The sequence below is a fragment of the Engelhardtia mirabilis genome (assembly GCF_007748095.1).
Taxonomy (GTDB): domain Bacteria; phylum Planctomycetota; class UBA1135; order UBA1135.
On sequence record NZ_CP036287.1, the window covers coordinates 3,888,278 to 3,912,501 of the forward strand.

A 24,224-nucleotide genomic window follows, 5' to 3' on the forward strand; every position below is an offset into this window, starting at 1 on the left:
GCGCGAGTCAGGCCGACGCCGGGCGGAAGGGTCGCCAAGCCAGGTAGACGAGTCCGCCGAGCCCGACAGCCACCAGGCCCACCACGACCCGCAGGCCCGGGGTGGCGAACAGGTTGCCCGCGACGACGGCGATCGCCGCCAGCAGGTAGCCGAACGGTGCGAGACGAGCCCAGCTGGAGCCGAGACCGACGAAGTCGGGGTGCACGCGCCGCAGCCGCAACAGGGCCGCGGCGGCCAGGGCATGGAAGATCCACTCGGCGAAGACCACCGAACCCGTGAGGGTGTCCAGGTCCATGGCGCCCTCCGCGGGCGGACCGAGCCAGGCCTCTTGCTCGCTCCACAGCAGGTAGCCGCAGGCCACGGCACCCTGGGTCACCAGGGCCAGGACCGGCGCGGCCGTGCGCGCGTGGAGCTTGCCGTAGGCGCGGAAGAACAACCCCGCGCGGGCCATGGCCACGTAGATGCCCGGCGTGAGCAGCACCGTCACGGCGCAGACCCCGAGGGCCGAGACCGCCATCGCCGCCTGGAGCGCGCCGCGACCGCCTTCGCCCATGACTCGCTCCGCCAGGGCCGCGGCGAAGTCGCCGCGACTGCCCAAGCCCTCCAGCCCGAAGGCGCGCAGGAAGCCGAGGTTGACCACCAGGTAGAGCGCCACCGCGCCGACCACGCCGCCGAGGATCGCCCGGGGCAGGACGCGCCGCGGATCGCGCACGCGGTCGGCCGCGTAGCACAGGTTCTGCCAACCGCCGTAGGAGAAGAACACCGGCAGGGCCGCGCCGACCAGCCCCAGGGCGATGGCGGCCAGCCCGACCGGCTCGGCCGGGACCGAATCGACGGGCAGCGCCGCCTCGCTCCCCTGGCCACCGAGGCCGAAGCCGACCGCGACACCGGCCGCACCCAGGGCGGCGATGGCCACGAGCTTGGCGACCATCACCACGCCGTGCACCGTCGCACCGAGGCGAATGCCCATCAGCGCCATGGTCGTCAGGCCGATCACGATCGCCAGCCCCACGGCCAGGTGGCTGACGCTGCCGACCGCCCCGACGCCCGGTACCAAGCCGTTCAGCGCCGTGGCGCAGAAGGCGGCGATGACCGCGATCGCGCCGGTCGAGACCACGCCCAGGATCGTCCAAGCGAAGAGGAACGCCGGCAGGGGACCGAAGGCCTCGCGCAGGTAGACGAACCAGCCGCCGGCGCGCGGCATGCAGGCGCCGAGCTCCGCGAAGGTGAATGCGCCGCACAAGGCCACGAGCCCGCCGAGGATCCAGGCCAGCAGGAACGTCGACTCGTCGGGCACCAACCCGGCGACGGTGCCCGGCGTGAAGAAGATGCCCACGCCGACGATGCCGCCCATGACGAGCATGGTCGCGTCGAAGGGCCCGAGGTTGCGCTCGGGCTCCGGCTCGGCTGCGTCGTCGGCGCTCATCCGAGCTCCGGCTGCCTGCGCCAGACACCGAGGCGCTCCTCGAGTGCGCGGCCGAGCTCGGCCAAGCGACCCTCGCCCGCCAGGCGTCCCCACAGGGTCACGCCGCGCGGCTGTCCGTCCTGCTCGAAGCCGGCGCGCAGGCACAGGCAGGGGTGGCCGGTGAAGTTGGTCGCGACCAGCCACCAGCCGGAGAAGCTGGGCGTCAGCACTGCGTCCAGGTCGCCGAGGGATTGCTCCACCTGCGTGGCGATGCGGCGGCGCAGGCGGTCTACCTGCACCATCTCGATCGCCGGCACGAACCAGGACTGTCGGAAGGAGTTGGGCCAGGCCTCCTCGTCCTGCCAGGTGAGCTGGTCGTCGAGGTTCTCGCGCGTCAGCTCCTCGAAGGCGGCGGCGGCCTCCACGTTGAGGATCGTGTAGAGCGAGGCGTAGGGCGCCTCGGGCAGCTCGTACTCGACCAGCTCGACCTCGCACTCGCGCAGGGCCGCCAGGGCGGCCGCGTCGATCAGGTCCGCGCGCTCGCCCTCGAAGGCGCGGGGGTCGTAGCCCACGCGCAGGCCCGCGACCGAGCGCGCGCCGTCGAACTCGAGCGGCATGGCGCGGGTCGACACGTCGCGCTCGTCGCTTCCTTCGATCGCCGCGAGCACCACCAGGGCGTCCTCCACGCAGCGCGTGATCGGACCGACCTTGTCGAGGGACCAACACAGGGCCATGGCGCCGGCGCGCGAGACGCGTCCGAAGGTCGGTCGCAAGCCCGTCGCACCACAGCGCATGGACGGCGAGACGATCGAGCCCAGGGTCTCGGTCCCGAGCGCGAATGAGAACAGACCCGCGGCGGTGCCCGACGCGCTCCCCGCGCTGGAGCCGCTCGAGCCGCGATCGAGCTTGAAGGGCGAGTTGGTGCGCTGGTCGAGCCAGCGATCGCCGTAGGCCAAGGCGCCCAGACTGGTCTTGGCGATCAGCACCGCCCCGGCCGCGTCCAAGCGGCGCACGACCTCCGCGTCGCGCTCGGGCACGCGCTCGGCGAAGGGCTCGGCGCCCCAGGTGGTGCGGATGCCAGCGGTGTCGAACAGGTCCTTCGCGCCCCACGGCAGCCCGTGCAGCGGACCGCGATCGACGCCCGCGGCCAGCTCGCGATCGGCGCGCTCGGCCGCGGCCACGGCGCGCTCCTCGGTGACCGTGATCACCGCCGAGAGGGCGGGGTCCAAGCGGCGGATGCGTTCGAGGTAGAGGCGAGTCAGCTCGACGCTGGAGAGCTGCCCCGTGCGCAGCCAATGCCCCTGTTCGCGACAGGAGGCGAAGGCCACGTCGACATCGGCCGCCGGCCGCTCGGGGAAGCCCCGCGCCTCGAAGCGGATGCGCTGACCGCCAGGGGGCGAGGGACGCCCGAGCCAGGGATCGAAGACCGTCGCCGGTGCCAAGCCGTTCTCGAGCGCGACCCCGCGGCGAGCGCGCAGGCCGGCGACCTGGCGCGCCAGGCTGGCCGCCATCTGTTCGCGCTCCGCCGCCGAGAACTCGATCCCGGCCAGCTCTTCGGCCGCCGCGATGGTTCTCGGTGCGACTCGCGCCGAGTCACCGTCCTGATCCTGGGGGGGATCGACCCCACGTTTGGCCTGCATCGCGGCATCCTAGCCACTGCTGGCGCCCCGCGGTCGATGGGACCATCGACGCCGACCGCGGGGCCCCTCAGGCTCAACCGCCGGCCGCGGGCCAGTAGGCCTGGCGCACGTAGTCGGCCACCATGCGGTGGGTCGAGAACTGCCGCGGCACCTTGGTCAAGGACGCGCGCGCCCGGGCGATCCAGGCCCGCGGGAGGCCGTCCTTGTCACGTCGGTAGAACTCAGGCGCGACCTGCTTCTCGAGCAGGCGGTACAGGTCCTCGGCGTCGGCCGCGTCCTGGGCTTCCTGGTCGTCGCGTTCCTTGCCGTCGCCGATGGCCCAGCCGTTGGTGCCGTCGTAGGACTCGGGCCACCACCCGTCGAGGATCGACAGGTTGATGCCCCCGTGCAGGGGCGGCTTCATGCCGCTGGTGCCGCTGGCCTCGTGGGGCCGGATCGGGTTGTTGAGCCACACGTCGCAGCCCGAGGTCAGCGCCCGGCCGACCTGCATGTCGTACTCCTCGATCAACGCCACCCGACCGACGAAGCGCGCATCGCGGGTGAACTCGTGGATCGTCTGGGCGTAGGCCTGGCCGGCCTTGTCGCGTGGGTGCGCCTTGCCGGCGAAGACCAGTTGGACCGGTCGCTTGGCGTGGTCGAGGATCGCGGCCAGGCGCTCGGGATCGCGGAAGATCAGCGGCGCGCGCTTGTAGGTGGCGAAGCGCCGGGCGAAGCCGATGGTCAGCACGTCGCGATCGAAGGCCTCGCTGGCGATGGCGGCCTCCACCGCGTCGGCGCCGCGCCCCATGGCCTGGCGCCGCAGGCGCGTGCGTACGAACTGGACCAGCTCCGAGCGCAGGCGCCGGCGCAGGGCCCACAGCTCCTCGTCGGGAATGTCGGCGGCGCGCGCCCAGGGGTCGTCGTCCGGGCCGGCGGCGTTCCAGTCGGGCTTCAGCCAACGCTCGTACACGTCGCCGGCCGCCGGCGAGAGCCAGGTGCGCGTGTGCACGCCGTTGGTGATGTGCCCGATCGGGACCTCTTCGACGCTCGTGGCCTGCGGGTAGACCCGGGCCCACATCTCGCGCGAGACGCGCCCGTGCAGGGCGCTGACGCCGTTCACGTGGGCCGCCGTGCGCAGGGCCAGCACGGTCATGCAGAGCTGCTCGCTGCGGTCGCCGGGCTCGACCCGCCCCATGTCCGCCAGGGACTGGGCGTCGAGGCCCAGGGGCGCGGCGGTGGGCCGCAGGTACTCCCAGACGTCCTTCGGGTCGTAGCGATCGTGGCCGGCCGGCACCGGCGTGTGGGTCGTGAAGACCGTCGAGCGCTTGACCTGCTCGAGCGCTCGCTCGAAGGACTCGCCACCCTGCATCGCGGTTCGCATGCGCTCGAGGCTCGCGAAGGCCGCGTGGCCCTCGTTCAGGTGGAAGACCGTCGGCGACTCCCCCACGGCCTCCAGAGCAAGGATCCCGCCCACACCCAACAGCACCTGTTGGCGCAGCCGCAGGTCCGGCTCGCCCTTGTAGAGGCCCTCGGTCAACTGGCGATCCTCGGGGCGATTGCCCTGGCGATCGGCGTCGAGCAGGTAGATCGGCACGCGGCCGACCTGCTGCTTCCACACGCGCACATTGACCTTGCGCCGCCCGATCGGGACCGCGATGTCCACGCCCGTATCCTCGATCGGCAGGCCTCCGAACTCGTAGCGCGGGTAGAGCACGCGCGTGGCGCCCTTGGCGTCGAACTCTTGGATGTAGTAGCCGTGCTGGTAGAGCAGACCCACGGCGACCAGCGGCACTCCCAGGTCGCTGGCCGACTTCAGGTGGTCCCCGGCCAGCACGCCCAGGCCGCCGGAATACTGCTGCAGGCTCTCGTGCACCGCGTACTCGGAGCACAGGTAGGCGACCTGCATGCGCCGCCGCGCGCCCTTGGCCTCGCGCGCGTGCCAGGTCTTCGCGCGGTAGTAGGCCGCGCGCTCGGCTTCGACCGCCTTGACCCGCGCCAGGTAGCCACGGTCGGCCTCGAGCGCGGCGAAGCGCTCGGGGTTCACGCGGCCCAGCACGCCCAGGGGCGACTGCTTGGTGGCTTCCCACTGGAGTGGGTCGATCTGAGCGAACAGGGCCTGGGCCGAGGGGGTCCAGGTCCAGAGCAGGTCGCGGGCGATGACCTCGAGGCGCGTGCGCAGGTCGTTGGTCGCTGCGGCGGACTGGCGCGCGGACTTCTTGGAGGTGCGGCCGGTGGCGCGCTTTTTGGGCGTCATACGGAGAGGCGGCTGGTGACGTCGAGGAGGGCTTGAAAGCGGCGCGCGAGGGTAGCGTTGAGCTGCGCGGCGTCCACGCGCCAGCGCCAGTTCCCCCGCGGGACCCCGGGTGTGTTGAGGCGAGCGTCGGATCCCAGTCCGAGCAGGTCCTGCAGCGGTGCGATGACCGTGTTCGCCGGCGAAGCGGCAAGGGCGGCGATCAGGCGCCAGTGAACCTGTTCGCCGACGGGCGTGCGCTGCGGAAGGCCGAGGTACGCGAGCGCGCGCTGGCGCGCATCGCCGCGCAGCTTGCGCCAGCTCCCCACCAGGGTGTCGTTGTCGTGGGTCCCGGTGTAAGCCACCGAGTTGGCCGGGTAGGCGTGGGGTCGGTCGTAGTCGCCTGGTCCGCCAAAGCCGTTCTGGAGGATTCGCATGCCCGGCAAGCCGAAGTGATCTCGCAGGGCGCGCACCGGCGGCGTGACCACGCCCAGGTCCTCGGCCACCAGGGGCAGCTCCCCGCGATCGTCGAGCACGTGCTGCAGGATCGCCTTGCCGGGGGTGCGGCCCCACTTGCCGTGGCGCGCCGTGCGCGCCGAGGCCGGGACCTCCCAGGCATGGTGAAAGCCGATGAAGTGGTCGACGCGCAGGGCGTCGAAGCGCGCGAGCAGCGATCCGAAGCGGCGTCGCCACCAGTCGTAGTTCTCGGCGCCGTGGCGCGACCAGCGGTAGTGCGGGTGGCCCCACAGTTGGCCGTCGTCGGAATAGCTGTCCGGTGGCGACCCGGACAGCAGCCGCGGTGCGCCCTGGGCGTCGAGGCGAAAGAGATCCGGGCGGCCGGACACGTCGGACGACTCGGCGCCCACGAAGATCGGCAGGTCGCCCATCAGGCGCACGGCGCTCTTGCGGGCCGCGGCACGCAGCTCGCGCCACTGGCGGTCGAGTTCGAACTGCACGAAGGCGGCGATGTCGGCCTGGGATCCATCGATGGCGCCGGTGCTGAACCGCAACCAATCGTCGAGCCAGTCGCCCTCGCGCTCGCGAAAGCCGCGGTAGGCCGCGGTCGAGGCGCCGCGGCGACGGCGCCAACGCTCGTGGGCCAGTGCGAACAGGGGCTGCTTGAGCTTGGCCGCGGTCGCGAACTGGGCGGGGCCGGAGCCCAGGGCCTTGGGCGCGGCGACGTCGCGGCGCTCCAGGAGTCCGCGCTCGACCAGGCGATCGAGGCACAGGTAGCCGGGCTCGATGGCAAAGGAAGACGTCGACGAGTAGGGCGAGTCGCCCTCGCCCAGGGGACCGATCGGCAGCATCTGCCACCAGCCGGCGCCGGCACTCGCGAGCCACTGCACGAAGGACTCCGCGGGTGCGCCGAGCGAGCCGACCCCATGACGTCCGGGCAGGCTGGCCAGGGGCAAGAGCACACCGGCCGACCGCTCGGCGAAGACCGCCGGCGAAGACTGGGAAGCGGGCGCGGATGCCGCCCGGGTGCGCGGGGTGCGAATCACTCGGACGCCGCTCGTTCGACAGTGGCCCACAGTCGTCCGCCCACAGCGGGAACGCGCGCGGAGCCGCGACGGTCGTCGCTGGCGTCGCCCCAGATCGACTCTAAGTCGTTCGCGTCGTCACCCAGGAGGGCGGCCAGGTCCAGGTTCACGGCGCGACCCGAGGCGTTCAACGCCACCACCACCCGCTCCCCGTCCAGGCGCCGCTCGAAGACCCACAGGTCCCGCTCGTCGTCGGCCAACAGGGTGCGGAAGTCCCCCACCCGCAGGGCCGCGTGGTCGCGGCGCAGGGCGATGATCCCGCGGTAGTGGGCCAGGTGCTCCTCGTCCACGTGGTTCTCGCGGCGCCCCTCGTAGGGCTCGAGGTCCTTCCAGAGCATCGGCTTGCGGTTGGTCGGGTCGTCGGCGCCCCACATGCCGACTTCGTCGCCGTAGTACACCATCGGCGCGCCGACGTAGGTCATCTGCAACAGGGCCACCAGCCGCGCGCGGCGGTACTCCAGCCTGCCCGGTCGCGCACCGTCGTAGTCGGCGCCGTCCTGGGGCCGGTTCTCGCCGTCGTACTCGCGATCGGGGTTGGCCAGCATCGACACCAGGCGGTCCGTGTCGTGGCTGTCGACCAGGTTCTGGAGCACGTAGGTGACCTCGCTCGGGTAGGCCAGGCGCAGCTCGGCCAAGGTCCGATCCAGCTCGGTCGGTCCGATCTTGAGCTCGTCGTCGCCGATCCAGTGGATCGCGGCGCGGGCGAAGGGGTAGTTCATCACCGCGTCGAAGTGACGCCCGTCGAGCCAGGCGTCCGCGCGCTGCCAGATCTCGCCGGTGATGTAGGCGTCGGGGTTGATCGACTTGACCAGCTCGCGCCAGTCGGCCCAGAAGGGCATGGCGATCTCGTTGGGCACGTCCAGACGCCAACCGTCGATACCGTCGCTCGGATCCCCGTCGCCGTCGGGGTCCATCCAGCGGCGCGTGATGTCGTGGATGTGTTGCACGACTTCGGCGCTGGCCAGTCCCGTGGGTGACTTCGCGAATACGGGCAGCTCGCCGTAGCCCGCCCAGCCGGCGTAGTCGAAGGGCTCGAAGGAGCGGATCTCGAACCAGTCGGCGAAGGGCGACAGGGCCCCGCGCTCGCGCACGTCGCGGAAGGCCGGATGGGCGGTGCCCACATGGTTGAAGACGCCGTCGACGATCACACGCATGCCGCGCGCCTTGGCGGCGGCGAGGAAGTCCAGGAACAGGCGGTCGGAGGGCGTCCAGGTCCAAGTCGACGGGTCGAGCAGGTCCTCGACCGCCTCAGCTCTGGCGTAGTCGCCCGGCTCGCCGAAGTGCTCGTCGATGTGGACGAAGCTGGTGGCGTTGTACTTGTGCGGCGTCGAGGCCTGGAAGACCGGGTTGAAGTAGATCGCGTTGACGCCGAGCTGCTCCAGGTAGTCGAGCTTCTCGATCAAGCCCTGCAGGTCGCCGCCGTAGAGCCTCTGGAACACCGCGAACTGCCAGAAGGTCTGGCCCCCTCGCGTCTCCCAGGGGCTGGTCTCGAACCACTCCGAGCGCCACGGACGCACCGGATCCGGGTCGTTCGCCTCCGAGCCGTTGCGGAAGCGGTCGGGCATGATCTGGTACCAGATCGCGTGCTTGGCCCAGTCGGGCGTGTCCACGGCGATCAGCTGGTCCGGGTCGACGCGGTAGACCCGGGGCGCGGCCGCGCGCAGCTCGCCGTCGGTGAGCACGAAGGTGTACTCGAGGCCCGCGACGCCGAGCTCGAAGCTGGCCTCCCAGTGGTCGAAGCGGTCGGATCGCAGCACCCGCGTCATGGGCAGCGCGGAGCGTCCGCGCGCGCACCACTGCACACCCTCGACGTCGCGCGCCAGGGTCTTGAGCCGCACCAGCGCCCGGCCGTCGCCCTGGACCTGGAGGAACTCGACGGCGCCCGGGTCGTGCTGCAGGCCGAGCACCTCGATGCGCCCGTCGCCGGTGCGCGCGCCGCTCGCGTCGAGTCCCGCGAGGGCTCCGAGTCGCAAGACCGAGTTCGTGCCCCCGTGGCCGTCGTCGTCGCCCTCCGGGTTGTCGGGGTCGCGCAGGTACTCGGTGCCCTCGACCAGGAACTTGTACTCGTAGCTTCCCGACGGGATCTCGATCGCCGCACGCCAGCGACCGTTGCCGCCCCGCGACATGGGATTGGCCGCGGCGTTCCACCCGTTGAAGTCGCCGACCACGGCCACGCGCGCGGCCTGGCGATCGAGCCCGAAGACGAACTCACAACGCCAACGCCCTGGCCCCGCGGGCTCGGCGCGGACGGAGGGCGGCAGGTCCCCGACGTCCATGTCGACGGGAATCTCGAGCGGCGTGGCGGGGGGCCAATCGTCGACTGCGACGCAGGACGAGGCCAGCACCGCGGCGATCAGGAGCATCGGAGTCATGCGTCGGGATCGAGGCGAAGGGGCGTGGTAGTCTACGCCGCCCATCCGCCACCTCCGCGCTCCCGCTCCCACACTTGACCGCGTCGACCTCCGACGGACCCGCTCTGCAACCGGCTCAACCACAGCCGCCGGAGGTGCCCGGCCAGCGCACGACCCTTGGGCAACTATTGCGCAAGGCGCTCGGACTGGTGGCGTTGCTCGCGGTGGTCTGGGCCTTCGCCCGCGTGGGCGTGCGCGAATTCTCTCGAGATCCCCAGGGCGAGAGCGGCGGCGCGGCACCGATCACGCTGACGGTGATGCACTGGTCCGGCGACGCGGGGCAGCGCGAGGACGACATCGTCGAGGGCGCGCTGGCCCAGTTCGAACGGCAGAACCCGGGCCTGCGGGTGCAGCGCATCAACCCCGGCGACGCGGCCAGCTTCTACACCAAGCTGCAGACGATGATGGCCGCGGGGACCCCCCCGGACGCCTTCTACATCGGTTCCGAGCGCCTGGCGGCGTTCGCCACGATGGGCCTCCTGGAGCCCTTGCAGCCCTTCGTCGACGCGGATCTGGCCGCGCTGACCCCGCCCGCCGACGCGGTCCGCCTCGACGACTACTTCCAGGCCACGGTCGACGCCTATCGCTACGACGGCTCGATCACCGGCCGGGGTGAGCTCTACGGCATCCCCAAGGACTTCACGACTGTCGGCTTCTACTACAACATCGACCTGTTCCGCCGCGCCGGCGTGCCGCTGCCGGCGGACGACTGGAGCTGGGACGACTACGTCGCCGCGGCCCGCGCCATCGGCGCCCTCGAGGGCTGCACCGGATCGGAGTTCGTCACCTGGCCGCCGATGCTGCGCGCCTACCTGGGCACCGAGGGCCTCGACATCGTCGGCGAGTCCTTCGACGACCTGCGCCTGGACGAGCCGGAGGTCTTCGCGGCCTTCGACCGCCTGCGCTCGTGGCGCCACGACGAGCGCGGGACCCTGACCAGCGGCAAGTCGAAGATCGCCGAGGGCTCGACCGTGTTCTTGACCGGCACGGTGGGCATGGCCGGTCCCTTCGGTCGCTGGGTGGTGCCCTCCTACCGCAACATCCCGTCGTCGGCGGAGGGCGGCTTCGACTGGGACTTCGCTCCCTTGCCGCGCGGCACGCGCCTGCCCGACATGCCCCAGAGCAACACCGTGCTCTCGGCGGCCTGGGCCATGTCGAGCCGCGCCGAGCACCCGCAAGAGACGTGGAAGTTGATCCGCGCCCTGGTCAGCCCCGAGACCCAGGCGCAGCTCTCGCGGCTGGGCCTGGCGGTGCCGACCCTGCGCGAGGTGGCACGCAGCGACGCCTTCATCGATCCCACCGCGCCCCCTCGCAACGACCAGGCCTTCCTCGACGCCGCCCTGGTCGCGTCGGTCCAGGCCTGGCCGGCCACGTCGAAGTTCGAGCCCCTGTTCAAGTCGCGCCTGGACGCTGGCCTGAAGACCGGCAACATCCCCCTGCGCCAGGCAATCACCGAGTTCGAGAACGACTGGGCCCTGGAGAGCTCGTCGCCCCTGGCCAGCGGCGACTTCGAGCCGGTGGACTGGGTCCTGTGGCGCAACCTGGCCGCCCTCGGCGTGGTCGCCCTGTTGGCCTCGGTGGCCTTCGTCGTGGTCCGCGGCCGCGGCGCGAGCTTCACCCGCGCCGAGGAGCGCGCCGGCCTGGCCCTGGTGTCGCCCTGGCTGGTCGGCTTCGCGATCTTCATGGCCTTCCCGATCGGCCTGTCGCTGGTGCTGTCCTTCTCCCGTTGGAACGGCGCGTCGTCCCTCGCGAGCGCGCAATGGGTCGGCCTGGGCAACTACGCCCAGCTGATCGGGCACGACGACCGCTTCCTGACCAGCCTGCGGGTGACCGCCTTCTACGTGCTCTTGGCGGTGCCCCTGGGCCAGGCCTTCGCCCTCGCCGCGGCCCTGTTGATGAACGTGCCCTCGCGCGCCATCGGCTTCTTCCGCGCGGCCTGGTACCTGCCCAGCGTGCTGGCCGGGGTCGGCGTCTCGGTCCTCTGGCGCTGGGTCTTCGACGGCGATGCCGGTCTCTTGAACACGGTCCTGGCGCCGGTCTTGGCCCTCGTGGGCCTGACCCCGCCCGATTGGTTCGGCCGCGACGCCGGCACCTTCGGCCCGCCCGCCTTCGCCCTGCAGAGCCTGTGGATGGTGGGCGGATCGATGATGATCTACCTGGCGGGCCTGAAGGGCATCCCCCAGGACCTCTACGAGGCGGCGGCGATCGACGGGGCCAAGGGCTGGCGACGCTTCCGCTCGGTGACCCTGCCGATGCTCAGCCCGGTGATCTTCTTCAACGGGATCATGGCCATCATCGGGTCCTTCCAGGTCTTCACCCAGGCCTTCGTGATGACCGGCGGCGGGCCCGGGGACCTGACGCGCTTCTACGTGCTCTACGTCTACAACCAGGCCTTCGAGTTCTACGAGATGGGCTACGCCTCGGCCCTGGCCTGGATGCTGCTGGTGGTGGTGTTGGTCCTGACCGTGGCGGTCATGTGGGGCTCGAAGCGCTTCGTGCACTACGAGGGCATGTCTTGAATCGAGCCAGCCGCTGGGTCTACGTGCCGCTGGTCCTCGGCGCGGTGGCGATGCTCTTCCCCCTGTGGTGGATGGTCGCCCTGAGCCTCGAGACGGCCGAGCGCGCCGGCGCCGCGACGGTCGGTGCCGGGGGCATGGTCCTGTGGCCCGACGACGCCCAGTGGAGCAACTACCCGGAGGCCCTGGCCCAGGTGGGCAGTGAGCGCTGGACCGGATTCCTGGACGCCATGGCGAACTCGATCGTGGTCACGGTGGTCACCGTGGTCGCCACGATCCTCTCGTCGAGCCTGGTCGGCTTCGGCTTCGCGCGCATGCGCTTCCGCGGGCGCGGGCCCCTGTTCACGCTGATGCTGGCGACGATGATGCTGCCGCCCCAGGTGACCATGATCCCCCTGTTCCTGCTCTTCCGCGGGCTGGGATGGGTCGACAGCCTGCTGCCCTTGATCGTCCCGGCCTTCTTCGGGAACGCCTTCTTCATCTTCATGTTCCGGCAATTCATCGCCCAGATCCCCGAGGCCCTGTTCGAGGCCGCGCGGATCGACGGCTGCAGCGTGCTCGGCCTGTGGTGGCGGATCCTCTTGCCGATGTGTATGCCGGTGGTCGCGATCACGGCGGTGTTCACCTTCATCTTCGTGTGGAACGACTTCATGTCGCCGCTGATCTATCTGCACAGCGACGACCAGGCGACCCTGGCCGTGGCCCTGAACGCCTTCCGCAACCAGTACGGCGGCCTGGAAGCCGTGCACTACCTGATGGCAGTCAGCGTCGTGACGATGCTGCCTTGCATCCTCCTGTTCTTCGTCGCCCAGAAGCAGCTCGTGGACGGGCTCGGCAAGGGCGCAGTCAAAGGCTGATCCGATGGCAACGGTCGAATTGAAGGGCATCGGCAAGGTCTACGAGGGCGGCGTCCGCGCGGTGCAGGACGTCAACCTGGCCGTGGCCGATGGCGAGTTCGTGGTGCTGGTCGGGCCCTCGGGCTGCGGCAAGAGCACGACCCTGCGGATGGTGGCCGGGCTGGAGGAGATCACCGAGGGCAGCCTGACCATCGACGGGCGCCTGGTGAACGACGTCCCGCCGCGGGACCGGGACATCGCCATGGTGTTCCAGAACTACGCGCTCTACCCGCACATGTCCGTGCGCCAGAACCTGTCCTTCGGGCTCGAGCGGCGGCGCAGCTACGGCAGCGCCATCCGGCGCCTGGTGGACTCCGGCTATCGGGCCAAGGCGCGCGGCGAGGACGGCGAGATCGCCGCGCGGGTGGCGGACGCGGCCCAGACCCTCGGGATCACGCCGTACCTCGATCGCAAGCCCAGGGCCCTCTCCGGCGGTCAACGCCAGCGGGTCGCCGTCGGGCGTGCCCTGGTCCGCGACCCCAAGGTGTTCCTGTTCGACGAGCCCCTGTCGAACCTGGACGCCAAGCTGCGGATGGAGACGCGCACCGAGCTCAAGGCGCTGCACCGTCAGACCCGCGCCACGATGATGTACGTGACCCACGACCAGGAGGAGGCCATGACCCTCGGCGACCGCCTGGTGGTGATGAAGGACGGCGTGGTGCAGCAGTGCGCCGATCCGGTGACGATCTACGAGCGCCCCGCGAACCGCTTCGTGGCGAGCTTCGTGGGAACGCCGACGATGAACTTCATCGAGGGCGAGGTCCGCGGCGACACCTTCCGGGCCCCTTCGGTGGAGCTTCGCATGGACCCCACGGGGCCAAGGGTCAGCGGCCCGGTGGTGCTCGGGATCCGCCCGGACCGACTGCGTCCGGCGGGGGCCGGAACGGGTCGCCTGCGGGCGCAACTGCGGGTGCTCGAGCACCTGGGCGACCGCGTCGACCTGGCCCTGATGCTGGACTGCGGGACGCCCCTGGTCTGCCGCACGGCCCCGGGGGCCCACCTGCGCGAGGGCGAGCCGATCGACCTGGACCTGGATCCGGCCGACCTGCACTTCTTCGCCGCGGACGAGCAGGGTCTGCGGCTCGCCTGAGATTCGATCGACGCCTCCCGCCGCGACTTCCAATCCGCATTTGCCGGGCGGGGCGCTCCGTCCGGCACAACGGGCGTCGGATCAATTTTCTCTTCCGACTCTCAGGCGATCGTCGCGGAGCTCGAGTGGTGTGGCCAAGGGCCCTGTCAATTGCTTGCCCAACGTTGCGCAAGCTCGCCCGACGCTCCAACCCCTCTGCGGCGCCCTCCCCCGTACCTGGACGGCCCTGAGCTGCCAGTTGGCGAACAACTGTTCCGCCCGTGCGCGCCCCTTGCGGTGGGGTAAATTTGTGACTCAGCCGGGTCCCCTCGGTGGCTCCCCCCAGACACCACCGCCCCCACCCGCCCGCCCACACCCCGGAGAACTGCCCATGGCGCCCCGCCGAGCGATCCTCGCCGCCCTGATCGCCCTCAGCTCAACGCCCCTCGTCGCCCACCCGCAACTGTCCACCGCAGCCCCCCAGCTCGAGCGGACCGGCTTCCACTACGTGGCGATCTTCGTCGGCAACTACACGCCGCAGCTCTCGATCAGTCTGGCCGACGTGGGCGATCCGAATGCGGATCTGTACCTGCGCAAGAACCAGAAGCCGACCCTGAAGGACTGGGACCTGCGTTCGGCCAACCCGCACACGAGCGACGAGCGCATCCGCCTGAACGCCGACTCTCCCACGCCCATCTCGACCGGGGTCTGGTGGATCGGGATCCACGGACCGACGAACGTGCAATACGACCTGAGCTGGTCCACCAAGGGAGTGCCTTCCAAGCAGCCGGGGCTCGGCTCGATCCCCTACGCCCCGGCCCACGGCCAACCGGGCGGCGTCACCTTCCGTGTCTGGGCGCCCTTCGCCGACTCGGTCAACCTGGCCGGCGACTTCACCGGTTGGTCGGGTGCCCTGGCGCCCATGGGTAACGAGGGCGACGGTTACTTCTCGCTCGACGTGCGGAACCTGACCGTCGGAGCCCAGTACAAGTACGTCATCAAGAATGGCGCGCAGACCCTGTGGAAGACGGATCCGCGCTCCAAGCAGGTGACCAACTCGATCGGCAACTCGGTCGTGGTCGAGCCCAAGACCTTCGCCTGGACCGACACCGACTACCAGACCCCCGCCTGGAACGACCTGGTCATCTACGAGCTGCACGTCGGCACGTTCAATGACACCGTCGGTGGTCCCGTCGGGACCTTCGACAGCGCGATCCAGCGCCTCGACCTCTTGGCCGAACTCGGCGTCAACGCCGTCGAGCTGCTGCCGGTGAACGAGTTCGCGGGAGACTCCTCCTGGGGCTACAACCTGGCCTTCCCCTGGGCGGTGGAGTCCGCCTACGGCTCGATCGACGGCCTGCTGCGGTTCGTCGACGAGGCCCACCAGCGCGGCATCGCCGTCCTGATGGACGTGCTCTACAACCACTGGGGCCCCTCCGACCTGGACCTGTGGAAGTTCGACGGCTGGTCCCAGGGTGGTTGGGGCGGGATCTACTTCTACAACTCGATTCAGGCCCAGACGCCCTGGGGCGACACGCGCCCGGACTTCGGTCGGCCCGAGGTGCGTCAGTACATCCGTGACAACGTGATGTACTGGCTCGAGGACTGCCGCGTGGACGGCTTCCGCTTCGACTCGGTGCTGAACATCCGCACCGGGCCCCTGGGCGACATCCCCGAGGGCTGGTCGCTCTTGCAGTGGATCAACGACGAGATCAACGCCAGCCAGCCCTGGAAGATCAACATCGCCGAGGACTTGCAGGGCAACCCCTGGATCACCAAGACCACCGGTGAGGGCGGCGCGGGATTCGACAGCCAGTGGGACGCGGGCTTCGTGCACCCGATCCGCGACGCGCTGATCACACCCAACGACTCTGACCGCAACATGTGGTCGGTCCGCGACGCGATCCAGAACAACTACAACGGCTCCGCCTTCCAGCGCGTGGTCTACACCGAGTCCCACGACGAGGTGGCCAACGGCAAGGCGCGCGTCCCCGAGGAGATCTGGCCCGGCAACGCGTCGAGCTGGTATTCGAAGAAGCGCTCGACCCTCGGCGGCGCCCTGGTGATGACTGCGCCGGGTGTCCCGATGCTGTTCCAGGGCCAGGAGCTGCTCGAGGACGGCTACTTCCAGGACTCCGACCCGGTGGACTGGACCAAGCTGGCCACCTTCGGCGGGATCCGCCAGCTCTACGCCGACCTGATCACCCTGCGCCGCGACGGCCTGGACAACACCGCGGGCCTCAAGGGGCCCAACACGAACGTCCACCACGTGGATGACAACAACAAGGTCGTGGCCTTCCACCGCTGGGACCAGGGCGGGCCCGGGGACGACGTGATCGTCGTCGCCAACTTCGCCAACACGACTTGGTCCCAGGGGCAGAATTACCGCATCGGGGTGCCGCGCGCCGGCACCTGGTACGTGCGCTTCAACAGCGACTGGTCCGGCTACGACGCATCCTTCGGCAACCACCCGACCGTGGACGTGAACGCCGATTCGATCCCCTGGGACGGGATGCCCTACAGCATCTCGCTCTCCTTCGCCCCGTACACCTGCGTGATCCTCTCGCAGTGACCTCCGCGGACCTGCGCGCTTCGGCCGATTGCGCGCGGATCCACTCCTCTCTTCCGCAACCCAAGTCCTGCCCGACATGAATACTCTTCGCACCGCCAGCTTCACCCTGGCCGGTCTCGCGCTCGCCTCCGTGGCCAACGCCCAGACCTTCGAGACCATCGCCACCGAGTCCTTCGACTACGCCGACCTCAGCGGCATCGACGGCCAGGTCGGCGGCTTCGGCTGGTTCCAGCAGTGGTATGCCGGCGGCGCCGGCTACGTGACCGTGCCCGGCCTCGACGCCGCCGGCGGCGCGGCGCTCACCGACGGCAACAACGTCGGTGCCTACCGCAGCCCGAAGACCGGCCCCTGGACCCAGACCGTGGCCCCCGGCTTCAACTTCGGCGCCGACTCGGGCTACTCCATGTGGGTCAGCTTCACGGCCCAGCGCGCGCCGGGTTCGGACAGCCAGTACGGCGGTCTCTCCCTGCACACCTCCTTCGTGGGTGAGAAGCTGTTCATCGGCAGCCCCTTCGCCTCGGGCGAGTGGGGCCTCGCGGTCCCCGGCTGCTGCGACTTCCGCGTGACCGGCAGCGACGTCACCGTCCCGACCCGCATCGTGGTCAAGATCGACTACCTGGTCGGCGACGAGCGCGTGCAGCTCTGGCTGGATCCGGGCGTCGACCACCCCACCACCACCGCCGACCTCGACATCATCGCCACCAACCACGACTGGAACGAGATCCGCCTGCAGTCGGGTGAAGGCCCGACCGCCAACGGTTGGCTCTGGGACGACATCGTGATCGAGTGCGAGGACTGCACGCCGCCGGATCTCGTGACCGACGTGGACGCCATCTCCGTGGCCACCGGCGGCGCCCAGACGATGACCCTCTACGCCGGCCAGGAGAACGAGGGCGACCTCTACATCCTGGTGGGTTCCCTGTCGGGCACCTCGCCCGGTATCCCGATCGGTCCGGGCGTCCTGCCCCTGAACCTCGACGCGTACCTCAACGCCACGCTCAGCGCGCCGGCCGGCGTCGGCCTGACCAACTCGAGCAACTTCCTCAACGGTGACGGCAGCGAGAACGCAACCCTGACGGTTCCCGCCGGCCTCGGCGTGCTCGCCGGTCTGACCGCCAACCACGCCTACGTCGTGCTCGACCTCGGCACCTTCGGCATCAGCAAGGTCAGCAGCGCCGCGTCGCTGACCTTCAACCCGTGATCCGCTAGCGGAGCGCCCAGAGCGCCTCGCTCCGAGCGCCTCGGGGCGGCTCCGACCCTCGCAGGTCGGGGCCGCCCTCGGGCGACCTCGGGAACGCAATGGGCCCGTCGACCCTCGCTCGCCCACCAAGCTCACGACCCGGCGTGTGGCCAAGCCCGCCGCGGTCGACCCCTTCGACATCCGTGAACTCGATCCAACCATGAACACCTCGCTCGAGCGCTGCCTCCTCGTGGCGGCCAGCGCGGCCCTCTGCGCCGGCGCTGCCCAGGCCCAGGCAGGCACCTACCGCACCATCTGCGAAGAGTCCTTCGACCTGGCCCCCGGCACCAACCTCGGCCAGACCGGGTCCGGCAGCGGCTGGGAAGCCGCCTGGTACTCCGGACCGACGGACACCAACGCCCTGATCATCCCGGGCTCGCCCGGAGTCACGATCGGCGACGCGGTCGGCAACATCGCGTACATGAGCAACTCCCTGAACGACGGCGGTAACTACCGCCGCATCTCGGGGACGGGCTTCGAGAACATCACCGACGCGATGTTCGGCTCCGCCACGGGTCCGCTGTTCGGCAAGGACGACACGACTCTGTGGGTCACCTTCGACGCCCAGAAGATCCCGGGCGGCGACGACGCCTACGGCGGACTCTCGTTCTTCATCTTCCTGGACCCCAACGGCGTGGGTGAGTACCTGTTCATGGGCAGCCCGTTCCTGTTCGACGACTGGGGTCTGGACACCCCCACCGGGGCTCCCGGCGCGTCGACCATCGGGCAGGGCAACATCGACCAGCCCAGCCACATGGTCTACCGGATCGACTTCCTGCCCGGGGACGAGCGGATCCAGTTCTGGCTCAACCCGACCACGGACAAGCCGAGCACCACGGCGGACCTGGACCTGATGATCCCGAACTTCCGCTTCAACGAGCTGCGGATCCAGTCGGGCACCGGCGGCGGAACCACCGGCGGCTCCGCGCCGGGCTTCTACTTCGACGGCATCAAGCTCGAGTGCGAGGACTGCGAACCGCCCCAGGCCTTGGCCGGCACGCCCTCGACCCTCAGCGTCAGCTTCGGCGGCAACCAGTCGTTGATCCTGAACGCAGGCGCGGGCAACGCGGGCAAGACCTACTTCCTGCTCGGTTCCGTGTCGGGCACCTCGCCGGGCTTCCCGATCGACGGGCTGACCCTGCCCCTGAACTTCGACAGCTACTTCGTCTACACGCTGAGCTACGCCAACCAGCCGCCGCTGACGAACTCCTTCGGGGTTCTGGACGCCGCGGGCACGGCCCAGGCGAACTTCAACATGCCGGTCGGGATCATTCCGCTGGTGGGTCAGCAGATCAACCACGCCTACGTGGTGATCGACTTCGCAGGCATCATTCCCTTCGTGGGCTTCGTCAGCAACGCGGCCCCGCTGGACGTGACCAACTGAGCTGCTGACGGGTGGCCGCGGTGGGACGTACGGTGCCGCGATCATTTGTCCCACGCGAACGCAGAGCGCCCCGATCGGCGAAGCCGATCGGGGCGCTCTGCGTTCGCGTGGGACAAATGATCGCGGCACCGTACGTCCCACCGGACGTCCCAGCTCGCCGCCTCAGCCCCGGGCGCGGATAGCCAAGCAGGCCTTGCCTTCACCGGGCCAGTCGACGCTGCGCCAGTCGCCGCCCGCTGGTCCGTCGGAGCCGCTGGCCTCGAGGGACTCCGCCAAGACCTGCTCGGCGACGTAGTCGCCGAACTCCTCCAGGGCTCGGGCTTGCTCCCCCTGGGCCATGTAGCGCACATCGACCCGGGTGTTGATCTCCAGGTCCAGGTCCTTGCGGAGCTGCTGCAGCAGGCGCACGGCGTCGCGGGCCAAGCCCTCGCGCTCGAGCTCGGGGGTCGTGCGTACGTCGAGGGCGACCACAGCGTTGTACTCAGGCAACTGCTCAATGGCGATGCCCTTGAGGCCATCGACCGCAGTCAGGGCGAGTACGAAGTCCACACCCGGCTCAAGACGATGCTCACCCACCTGCACTCGTCCATCATCCTGGAGAACCCAGCTTCCGGCTTCAGCGGCCGCTAGCACGGCCTTCATATCTTTGCCGACTTTCGGCCCAACAACTCGAGACTTCACTTTCAGAAGCGGGCGTGCTAGCTGCGACGCATCTTCATCGAGAACTAGTTCTTTCACATTGACCTCATCCCGAACCAAGTCAATGAATGGGCGCAATCGCTCACAGCCAGGGCCTGCAATCGTAAGCATCGGCAGCGGCAAACGAATACGCCTGCGATGCGCCTCGCGAAGGCTGAGTGCTGCCGAACAAGCCACGCGAACCCTGTCCATATCGTGCATGAACTCGAAGTCATCCGGCAGTTGACTGGCGCTTGGCCAGTCTTCCAGATGCACACTCTCCCCTCGGCACAACCCTCGATGGATCTCGTCGGTCAGGAAGGGCAGAAGCGGCGCGGCGACCCGGCACAGGTTTATTAGGCAGGTGTAGAGGGTGTCGTAAGCATCTTGCTTCTCTTGACTCGGGTTCGAGGCCCAGAAGCGCGGACGACTACGCCTGATGTACCAGTTGTTTAGCGCGTCCATGAAGGACCGCACCCGATCGCAGGCGCCTGCGATGTCGTAGGCGTCCATGCACGATTCGACGCTTTCTATCAGGTCTCTTAGCTTGATAAGGGCGTAGCGATCCAGGGTGCCCTCCTGGTTGGCGCGCTCCACCGCCCGCACGCCGTCGGCGTTGGCGTACATGGTGAAGAACGAGTAGGCGCTCCAGATCGGCAGCAGGGCCAGGCGCACCACGTCCGCGAACTCGTCGCCGGTCTGGCTGATGGCCAGGTCGCCCCCGCGCAGCACCGGCGAGGACATCAGGTGCCAACGCAGCGCGTCGCTGCCGTACTTGTCGTAGCTGGCCTCGAGGTCCGGGTAGTTCTTGAGCCGCTTGGACAGCTTGCGCCCGTCCTCGGCCACGACGATGCCGTGGCAGATCACGTTCTTGAACGGCGGCCGGTCGAACAGCGCGGTAGCCAACACCACCAGGGTGTAGAACCAGCCGCGGGTCTGGGCCACGTACTCGCAGATGAAGTCGGCCGGGAAGTGGTCCTCGAACCACTCCTTGTTCTCGAAGGGGTAGTGGACCTGGGCGAAGGGCATCGAACCCGAGTCGAACCACACGTCGAGCACGTCCTCCACCCGGCGCATGGTCGACTTGCCGCTCGGATCGTCCGGGTTGGGACGGGTCAGCTCGTCGATCATCGGCCGGTGCAGGTCGGTGATCTTCACCCCGAAATCCGCCTCGAGCTCGGCGATCGAGCCGTAGACGTCCACCCGCGGGTAGGTGGGGTCGTCGCTGCGCCAGATCGGGATCGGCGTGCCGAAGAAGCGGTTGCGGCTGATCGACCAGTCGCGCGCGCCCTCCAGCCAGCGGCCGAACTGCCCGTCGCGGATGTGCTCGGGGATCCAGTGGATCTCCTGGTTGAGCTGGACCATGCGCTCGCGGAAGTCCGTGACGCGCACGTACCAGGAAGACATGGCGCGGTAGATCAGCGGCTCGTCCGTGCGCCAGCAATGGGGATAGTTGTGGCGGTACTGCTCGTGACGCAGGACCAGCCCGCGGGCCTTCAGGTCCTGGGCGATGGGCTTGTTCGCGGCGAGCACGTTCTGGCCCACATAGTCCGCGACCTCGGCCGTGAAGCGCCCCTTCTCGTCCACCGGGCAGACCAGCTCGATGCCGTGCTCCTCGCACACGCGCTGGTCGTCCTCGCCGAAGCCGGGCGCCAGGTGCACCACCCCGGTGCCCTCCTCGGTGTCGACGAACTCGGCGCCCAGGATCACGTGGCACTTCTCGCGGCCGACGAAGTAGTCGAAGGGCGGAGTGTAGGCGCGGCCGACGAGCTCGGCGCCCGTCAGGGTCCCCACCTCACGCGCCTCGCCGAGCTCCTTGGCGTACTTGGCCCGCGCCGCCGCGCCGATCACCACGAGCTGCTTGGCACCGTCGCGCTCGACCTCGAGGATCGCGTACTCGATCTGCGGCCCGACCGCCGCGGCCAGGTTCGAGGGCAGGGTCCAGGGCGTCGTGGTCCAGACCAGAAGGTTCAGCGGGCCCGGATCCCCATCGCGGACCTCGAGCGGGAACAGCACCGTCAGCGCCGGGTCGTCGCGCTCGCGGTAGCTGTTGTCCATGCGGGTCTCGAAGTTCGAGACCGGCGTCTCCGCCGCCCACGAGTACGGCAGCACCCGGTGGCCCTCGTAGACCAAGCCCTTGTCGTAGAGCTGCTTGAAGGCCCACAGCACGCTCTCCATGTAGGAGAGGTCCATGGTGCGGTATTCGTTGTCGAAGGAGACCCAACGCCCGGCGCGGGCCACGTAGTCGCGCCACTCCTGGGTGTAGGTCAGCACCGACTCGCGGCAGAAGGCGTTGAAGCGGTCGATGCCGTACTCGAGGATCGCCTGGCGCCCGGAGACGCCGAGCTGCTTCTCGGCGTGCATCTCCGCCGGCAGGCCGTGGCAGTCCCAACCGAAACGCCGCTCGACCCGGCGGCCGCGCATGGTCTGGTAGCGCGGGACCACGTCCTTGGCGTAGCTCGTGAGCAAATGCCCGAAGTGCGGCATCCCGTTGGCGAAGGGCGGGCCGTCGTAGAACACGAACTCGTTCTGGCCGCGCTCCCCCGCCGGGCGGTTCTCGACCGAGGCCTCGAAAGTCCGATCGCGCTTCCAGCGCTCCAGAACCCGCTTCTCGATGGCCGGGAAGTCCGCCTGGGAGTCGACCTTCGGGTAGGGCGTGGCGGGGGCGTTGGAATCAGGTTCGGACATGGCTCGCGGGGGCGATCTGTGGACAGCGCGGGGCTCGGGACAGCCGCGCAGGATACGGCAGCGGCGCGGGGTCTCGCCAGCGGACGGGATTCGCCGCGGCGAGGGTGGCAGGCGACGGAATCGAGGCCAAAGGTCCGCATACTCTGCGCGCGGCCCACCCGGCCGCCGCGCCTCGCCCGACCGCCCCACCGCCGCCCACAGCGGCCTCGACCCATCGCCTCCCTTGAAGCTCCTCCGCCGTCTGCTGCTCCTGGTCGTCCTGCCCCTCGCCGTCCTCGTTGGGCTCTTTCTCATGCGTGACGGCTTCCTGGCGACCGTGATCGCCAAGGCCGGCACCCACGCCCTGGGCGTGAGAACGGAGGTGGCCTCGGTCTCGACCTCGCTCACCGAGGGTCGCTTCGAAGTCGCGGGCCTCTCGGCGGCGAACCCGCCCGGCTTCTCCGACCAGCCCTTGCTCTCGGTCGCCGGCTTCGGCACGGAGCTGCCCCTCACTCGCCTGCGCGACGACCCTTTGGTGGTCGAGGACCTGTCGGTCGAGGGCGTCGTCGTGCGCATCGAACGGAAGGGCTCGCAGTTCAACTTGGAGCCGATTCGCGAACACCTGCAGTCCCTGGCGGGCTCGGATGAAGGCCAACCGGACCAGGGCGGCGGCGAGGCCCCCGCCCCCACCGGCGGCGAGGGCGAAGGCTCGGGTGGCAAGGCGATCGTCCTGCGCCGCGTGAACATCGATGGCGCCAAGCTGATCCTCGACCTGGGCGCGCCCTGGCTCGAGCCGCGCAGCGTGGCCATGGGTCAGATCGTGCTGACCGACATCGAAGCCAGCGGCGACGAGGCCCTGGCCAAGGTCATGGGCCAGGTCCTGGAGCAGCTCCTGGACGAGGCCCTAGGCATGGTCGGCGACCTGCCGCCGGAGTTGCTGCCGATCCTCGACAGCCTGCGGGCCGGTCTGCAGGACGGCTTCCAGGGCGAGGATCTCCAGGCGACCCTCGACGCCGCCATGGGTCAGCTCGAGGGCGTCGGTCAGGAGGCCTTCGACGCGGCTGTGAACGACGCCGTCGACCAGGGCAAGGCCGAGCTGCAGAAGCAAGCCGAGGAGCTGCTGGGGAATCAGTCCAACGAGCTGCTCCAGGGCGCGGGTCAGCAGGCCACCGAGAAGCTCGGCGGACTGCTCGACGGGCTCAAGAAGAAGAAGGACGGGAACTGATGCGCGGGGGTCGACGCCCGGTGGGAGTCAATCCGACCCCACCGAGCGTCGGTGCCGCTCGCGCAGGGTGAACCAGTCCCAGCCGCCCGCGTCCAGGAGCCCCGACTTGAGGCCGGCGATCGCAAGGGGCAGGCCGATCAGCGCGCCCATCAGGTGCAGCGCGGCGCTGCCGAGGCGCAGCTCCTCGAAGACGAGCGAGAGCACCTCCATCGCGACCAGGCCGAAGCCCAGCACGCCCAGGGGCAGCTCCATCACTCGGATCCGCAGACCGAGCAGGACCAGGGAGTCGACGTTGGTGCGCGGCGCGAGCACCAGGGCGCTCGACAGCAGGCCGAAGAGGATCGCGGAGAAGCCGAAGGAGCCGCCCTCGGAGCCGGACATCAGGAGCTGCTCGACGAGCCCCTGTAGGACCGCGATGGACAGGGCCAGGGCCAGCATCCAGCGCGTGCCGACCGCCCCCTCGACGATCTGACCCAGGGTCCACAGGAAGATCAGGTTGCCGATCAGGTGCACCCATCCGCCGTGGACGAAGACCGAGGTCACCCACTGCAACGGGTGGATGCCGTCCCAGTGCAGGATCAGAGGGTCGATATCGATCAAGCCACCGACGCCCGCCAGGAACACGACCAGGTTGACGGCCATCAGACAGACCGTGCCCCAGGGCAAGCGGTCCGCGTAGGCGTCGGTGCGGAATGGCAGGAAGGCGAGCATGGCCTACGAGCTACGTCGCCCGACCGGGATGATTCCCGCCATTCGCCCCGGGGCATGGGT

14 protein-coding genes are annotated in these 24,224 nt (G+C 69.7%); 7 read left to right on the top strand and 7 right to left on the bottom strand.

Going from position 1 to position 24,224, the window contains the following annotated elements; genetic code table 11:
* Window positions 1-7 precede the first annotated feature (7 nt).
* From Pla133_RS14430 to Pla133_RS14450, 5 genes are all read right to left on the bottom strand, one after another.
* A complete protein-coding gene (locus Pla133_RS14430) occupies window positions 8-1,426 on the bottom strand; it encodes an APC family permease (RefSeq protein WP_145066421.1) in 1,419 nt (472 codons plus the stop codon).
* Window positions 1,423-3,045, bottom strand: a complete 1,623-nt coding sequence (locus tag Pla133_RS14435; protein ID WP_145066423.1) for an amidase — start codon at window positions 3,043-3,045, stop codon at window positions 1,423-1,425. Before Pla133_RS14435 ends, Pla133_RS14430 begins: the two co-directional genes overlap by 4 nt.
* A 73-nt stretch (window positions 3,046-3,118) precedes the next feature.
* Window positions 3,119-5,278, bottom strand: a complete 2,160-nt coding sequence (gene glgP, locus Pla133_RS14440) for an alpha-glucan family phosphorylase (protein ID WP_145066425.1) — start codon at window positions 5,276-5,278, stop codon at window positions 3,119-3,121.
* Window positions 5,275-6,756, bottom strand: coding sequence for a 4-alpha-glucanotransferase (locus Pla133_RS14445; protein ID WP_145066427.1), 1,482 nt, complete (start codon window positions 6,754-6,756; stop codon window positions 5,275-5,277). The genes glgP and Pla133_RS14445 overlap by 4 nt, the downstream gene beginning before the upstream one ends.
* Window positions 6,753-9,158 (bottom strand): alpha-amylase family glycosyl hydrolase, encoded by a 2,406-nt coding sequence (locus Pla133_RS14450; RefSeq protein ID WP_419191546.1) that lies wholly within the window; start codon window positions 9,156-9,158, stop codon window positions 6,753-6,755. The genes Pla133_RS14445 and Pla133_RS14450 overlap by 4 nt, the downstream gene beginning before the upstream one ends.
* An 83-nt stretch (window positions 9,159-9,241) precedes the next feature.
* On the opposite strand from Pla133_RS14450, the gene Pla133_RS26315 reads away from it, so the two are divergent.
* The 6 genes from Pla133_RS26315 to Pla133_RS14490 all read left to right on the top strand — a co-directional run bounded on the left by Pla133_RS26315 (window position 9,242) and on the right by Pla133_RS14490 (window position 18,883).
* The gene (locus Pla133_RS26315) at window positions 9,242-11,725 is read left to right on the top strand and encodes an extracellular solute-binding protein (RefSeq protein ID WP_419191547.1); all 2,484 of its coding nucleotides are present in this window, start codon (window positions 9,242-9,244) and stop codon (window positions 11,723-11,725) included.
* Window positions 11,722-12,579, top strand: coding sequence for a carbohydrate ABC transporter permease (locus Pla133_RS14470; RefSeq protein ID WP_145066431.1), 858 nt, complete (start codon window positions 11,722-11,724; stop codon window positions 12,577-12,579). Before Pla133_RS26315 ends, Pla133_RS14470 begins: the two co-directional genes overlap by 4 nt.
* Before the next feature lie 4 nt (window positions 12,580-12,583).
* Complete coding sequence (locus tag Pla133_RS14475) at window positions 12,584-13,708, top strand: ABC transporter ATP-binding protein (RefSeq protein ID WP_145066433.1); 1,125 nt, start codon at window positions 12,584-12,586, stop codon at window positions 13,706-13,708.
* Window positions 13,709-14,078: 370 nt separating this feature from the next.
* The gene (locus tag Pla133_RS14480; RefSeq protein WP_145066435.1) at window positions 14,079-16,259 is read left to right on the top strand and encodes an alpha-amylase family glycosyl hydrolase; all 2,181 of its coding nucleotides are present in this window, start codon (window positions 14,079-14,081) and stop codon (window positions 16,257-16,259) included.
* Window positions 16,260-16,335: 76 nt separating this feature from the next.
* On the top strand, window positions 16,336-17,460 hold the full coding sequence (locus Pla133_RS14485) for a hypothetical protein (RefSeq protein WP_145066437.1): 1,125 nt from the start codon (window positions 16,336-16,338) through the stop codon (window positions 17,458-17,460).
* Window positions 17,461-17,659: 199 nt separating this feature from the next.
* A complete protein-coding gene (locus Pla133_RS14490) occupies window positions 17,660-18,883 on the top strand; it encodes a hypothetical protein (protein ID WP_145066439.1) in 1,224 nt (407 codons plus the stop codon).
* 162 nt (window positions 18,884-19,045) lie between these two features.
* On the opposite strand, the gene ileS is transcribed toward Pla133_RS14490, so the two are convergent.
* The gene (ileS, locus tag Pla133_RS14495) at window positions 19,046-22,249 is read right to left on the bottom strand and encodes an isoleucine--tRNA ligase (protein ID WP_145066441.1); all 3,204 of its coding nucleotides are present in this window, start codon (window positions 22,247-22,249) and stop codon (window positions 19,046-19,048) included.
* 223 nt (window positions 22,250-22,472) lie between these two features.
* Between ileS and Pla133_RS14500 the strand changes: the two genes are divergently transcribed.
* Window positions 22,473-23,453 (top strand): hypothetical protein, encoded by a 981-nt coding sequence (locus tag Pla133_RS14500; protein ID WP_145066443.1) that lies wholly within the window; start codon window positions 22,473-22,475, stop codon window positions 23,451-23,453.
* 27 nt (window positions 23,454-23,480) lie between these two features.
* Here the strand turns inward: Pla133_RS14500 and Pla133_RS14505 are convergent, their stop codons facing one another.
* Entirely contained in the window at window positions 23,481-24,164 is a 684-nt protein-coding gene (locus Pla133_RS14505; RefSeq protein ID WP_145066445.1) for a rhomboid family intramembrane serine protease, read from the bottom strand.
* Window positions 24,165-24,224 lie beyond the last annotated feature (60 nt).

Bases quoted from the DNA above. Each gene is read 5' to 3' on its own strand.
- Pla133_RS14430 (WP_145066421.1), bottom strand. From the start codon at position 1,426: ATGAGCGCCGACGACGCAGCCGAGCCGGAGCCCGAGCGCAACCTCGGG.
- Pla133_RS14435 (WP_145066423.1), bottom strand. From the start codon at position 3,045: ATGCAGGCCAAACGTGGGGTCGATCCCCCCCAGGATCAGGACGGTGAC.
- glgP (WP_145066425.1), bottom strand. From the start codon at position 5,278: ATGACGCCCAAAAAGCGCGCCACCGGCCGCACCTCCAAGAAGTCCGCG.
- Pla133_RS14450 (WP_419191546.1), bottom strand. From the start codon at position 9,158: ATGCTCCTGATCGCCGCGGTGCTGGCCTCGTCCTGCGTCGCAGTCGAC.
- Pla133_RS14475 (WP_145066433.1), top strand. From the start codon at position 12,584: ATGGCAACGGTCGAATTGAAGGGCATCGGCAAGGTCTACGAGGGCGGC.
- Pla133_RS14480 (WP_145066435.1), top strand. From the start codon at position 14,079: ATGGCGCCCCGCCGAGCGATCCTCGCCGCCCTGATCGCCCTCAGCTCA.
- Pla133_RS14485 (WP_145066437.1), top strand. From the start codon at position 16,336: ATGAATACTCTTCGCACCGCCAGCTTCACCCTGGCCGGTCTCGCGCTC.
- Pla133_RS14490 (WP_145066439.1), top strand. From the start codon at position 17,660: ATGAACACCTCGCTCGAGCGCTGCCTCCTCGTGGCGGCCAGCGCGGCC.
- ileS (WP_145066441.1), bottom strand. From the start codon at position 22,249: ATGTCCGAACCTGATTCCAACGCCCCCGCCACGCCCTACCCGAAGGTC.
- Pla133_RS14505 (WP_145066445.1), bottom strand. From the start codon at position 24,164: ATGCTCGCCTTCCTGCCATTCCGCACCGACGCCTACGCGGACCGCTTG.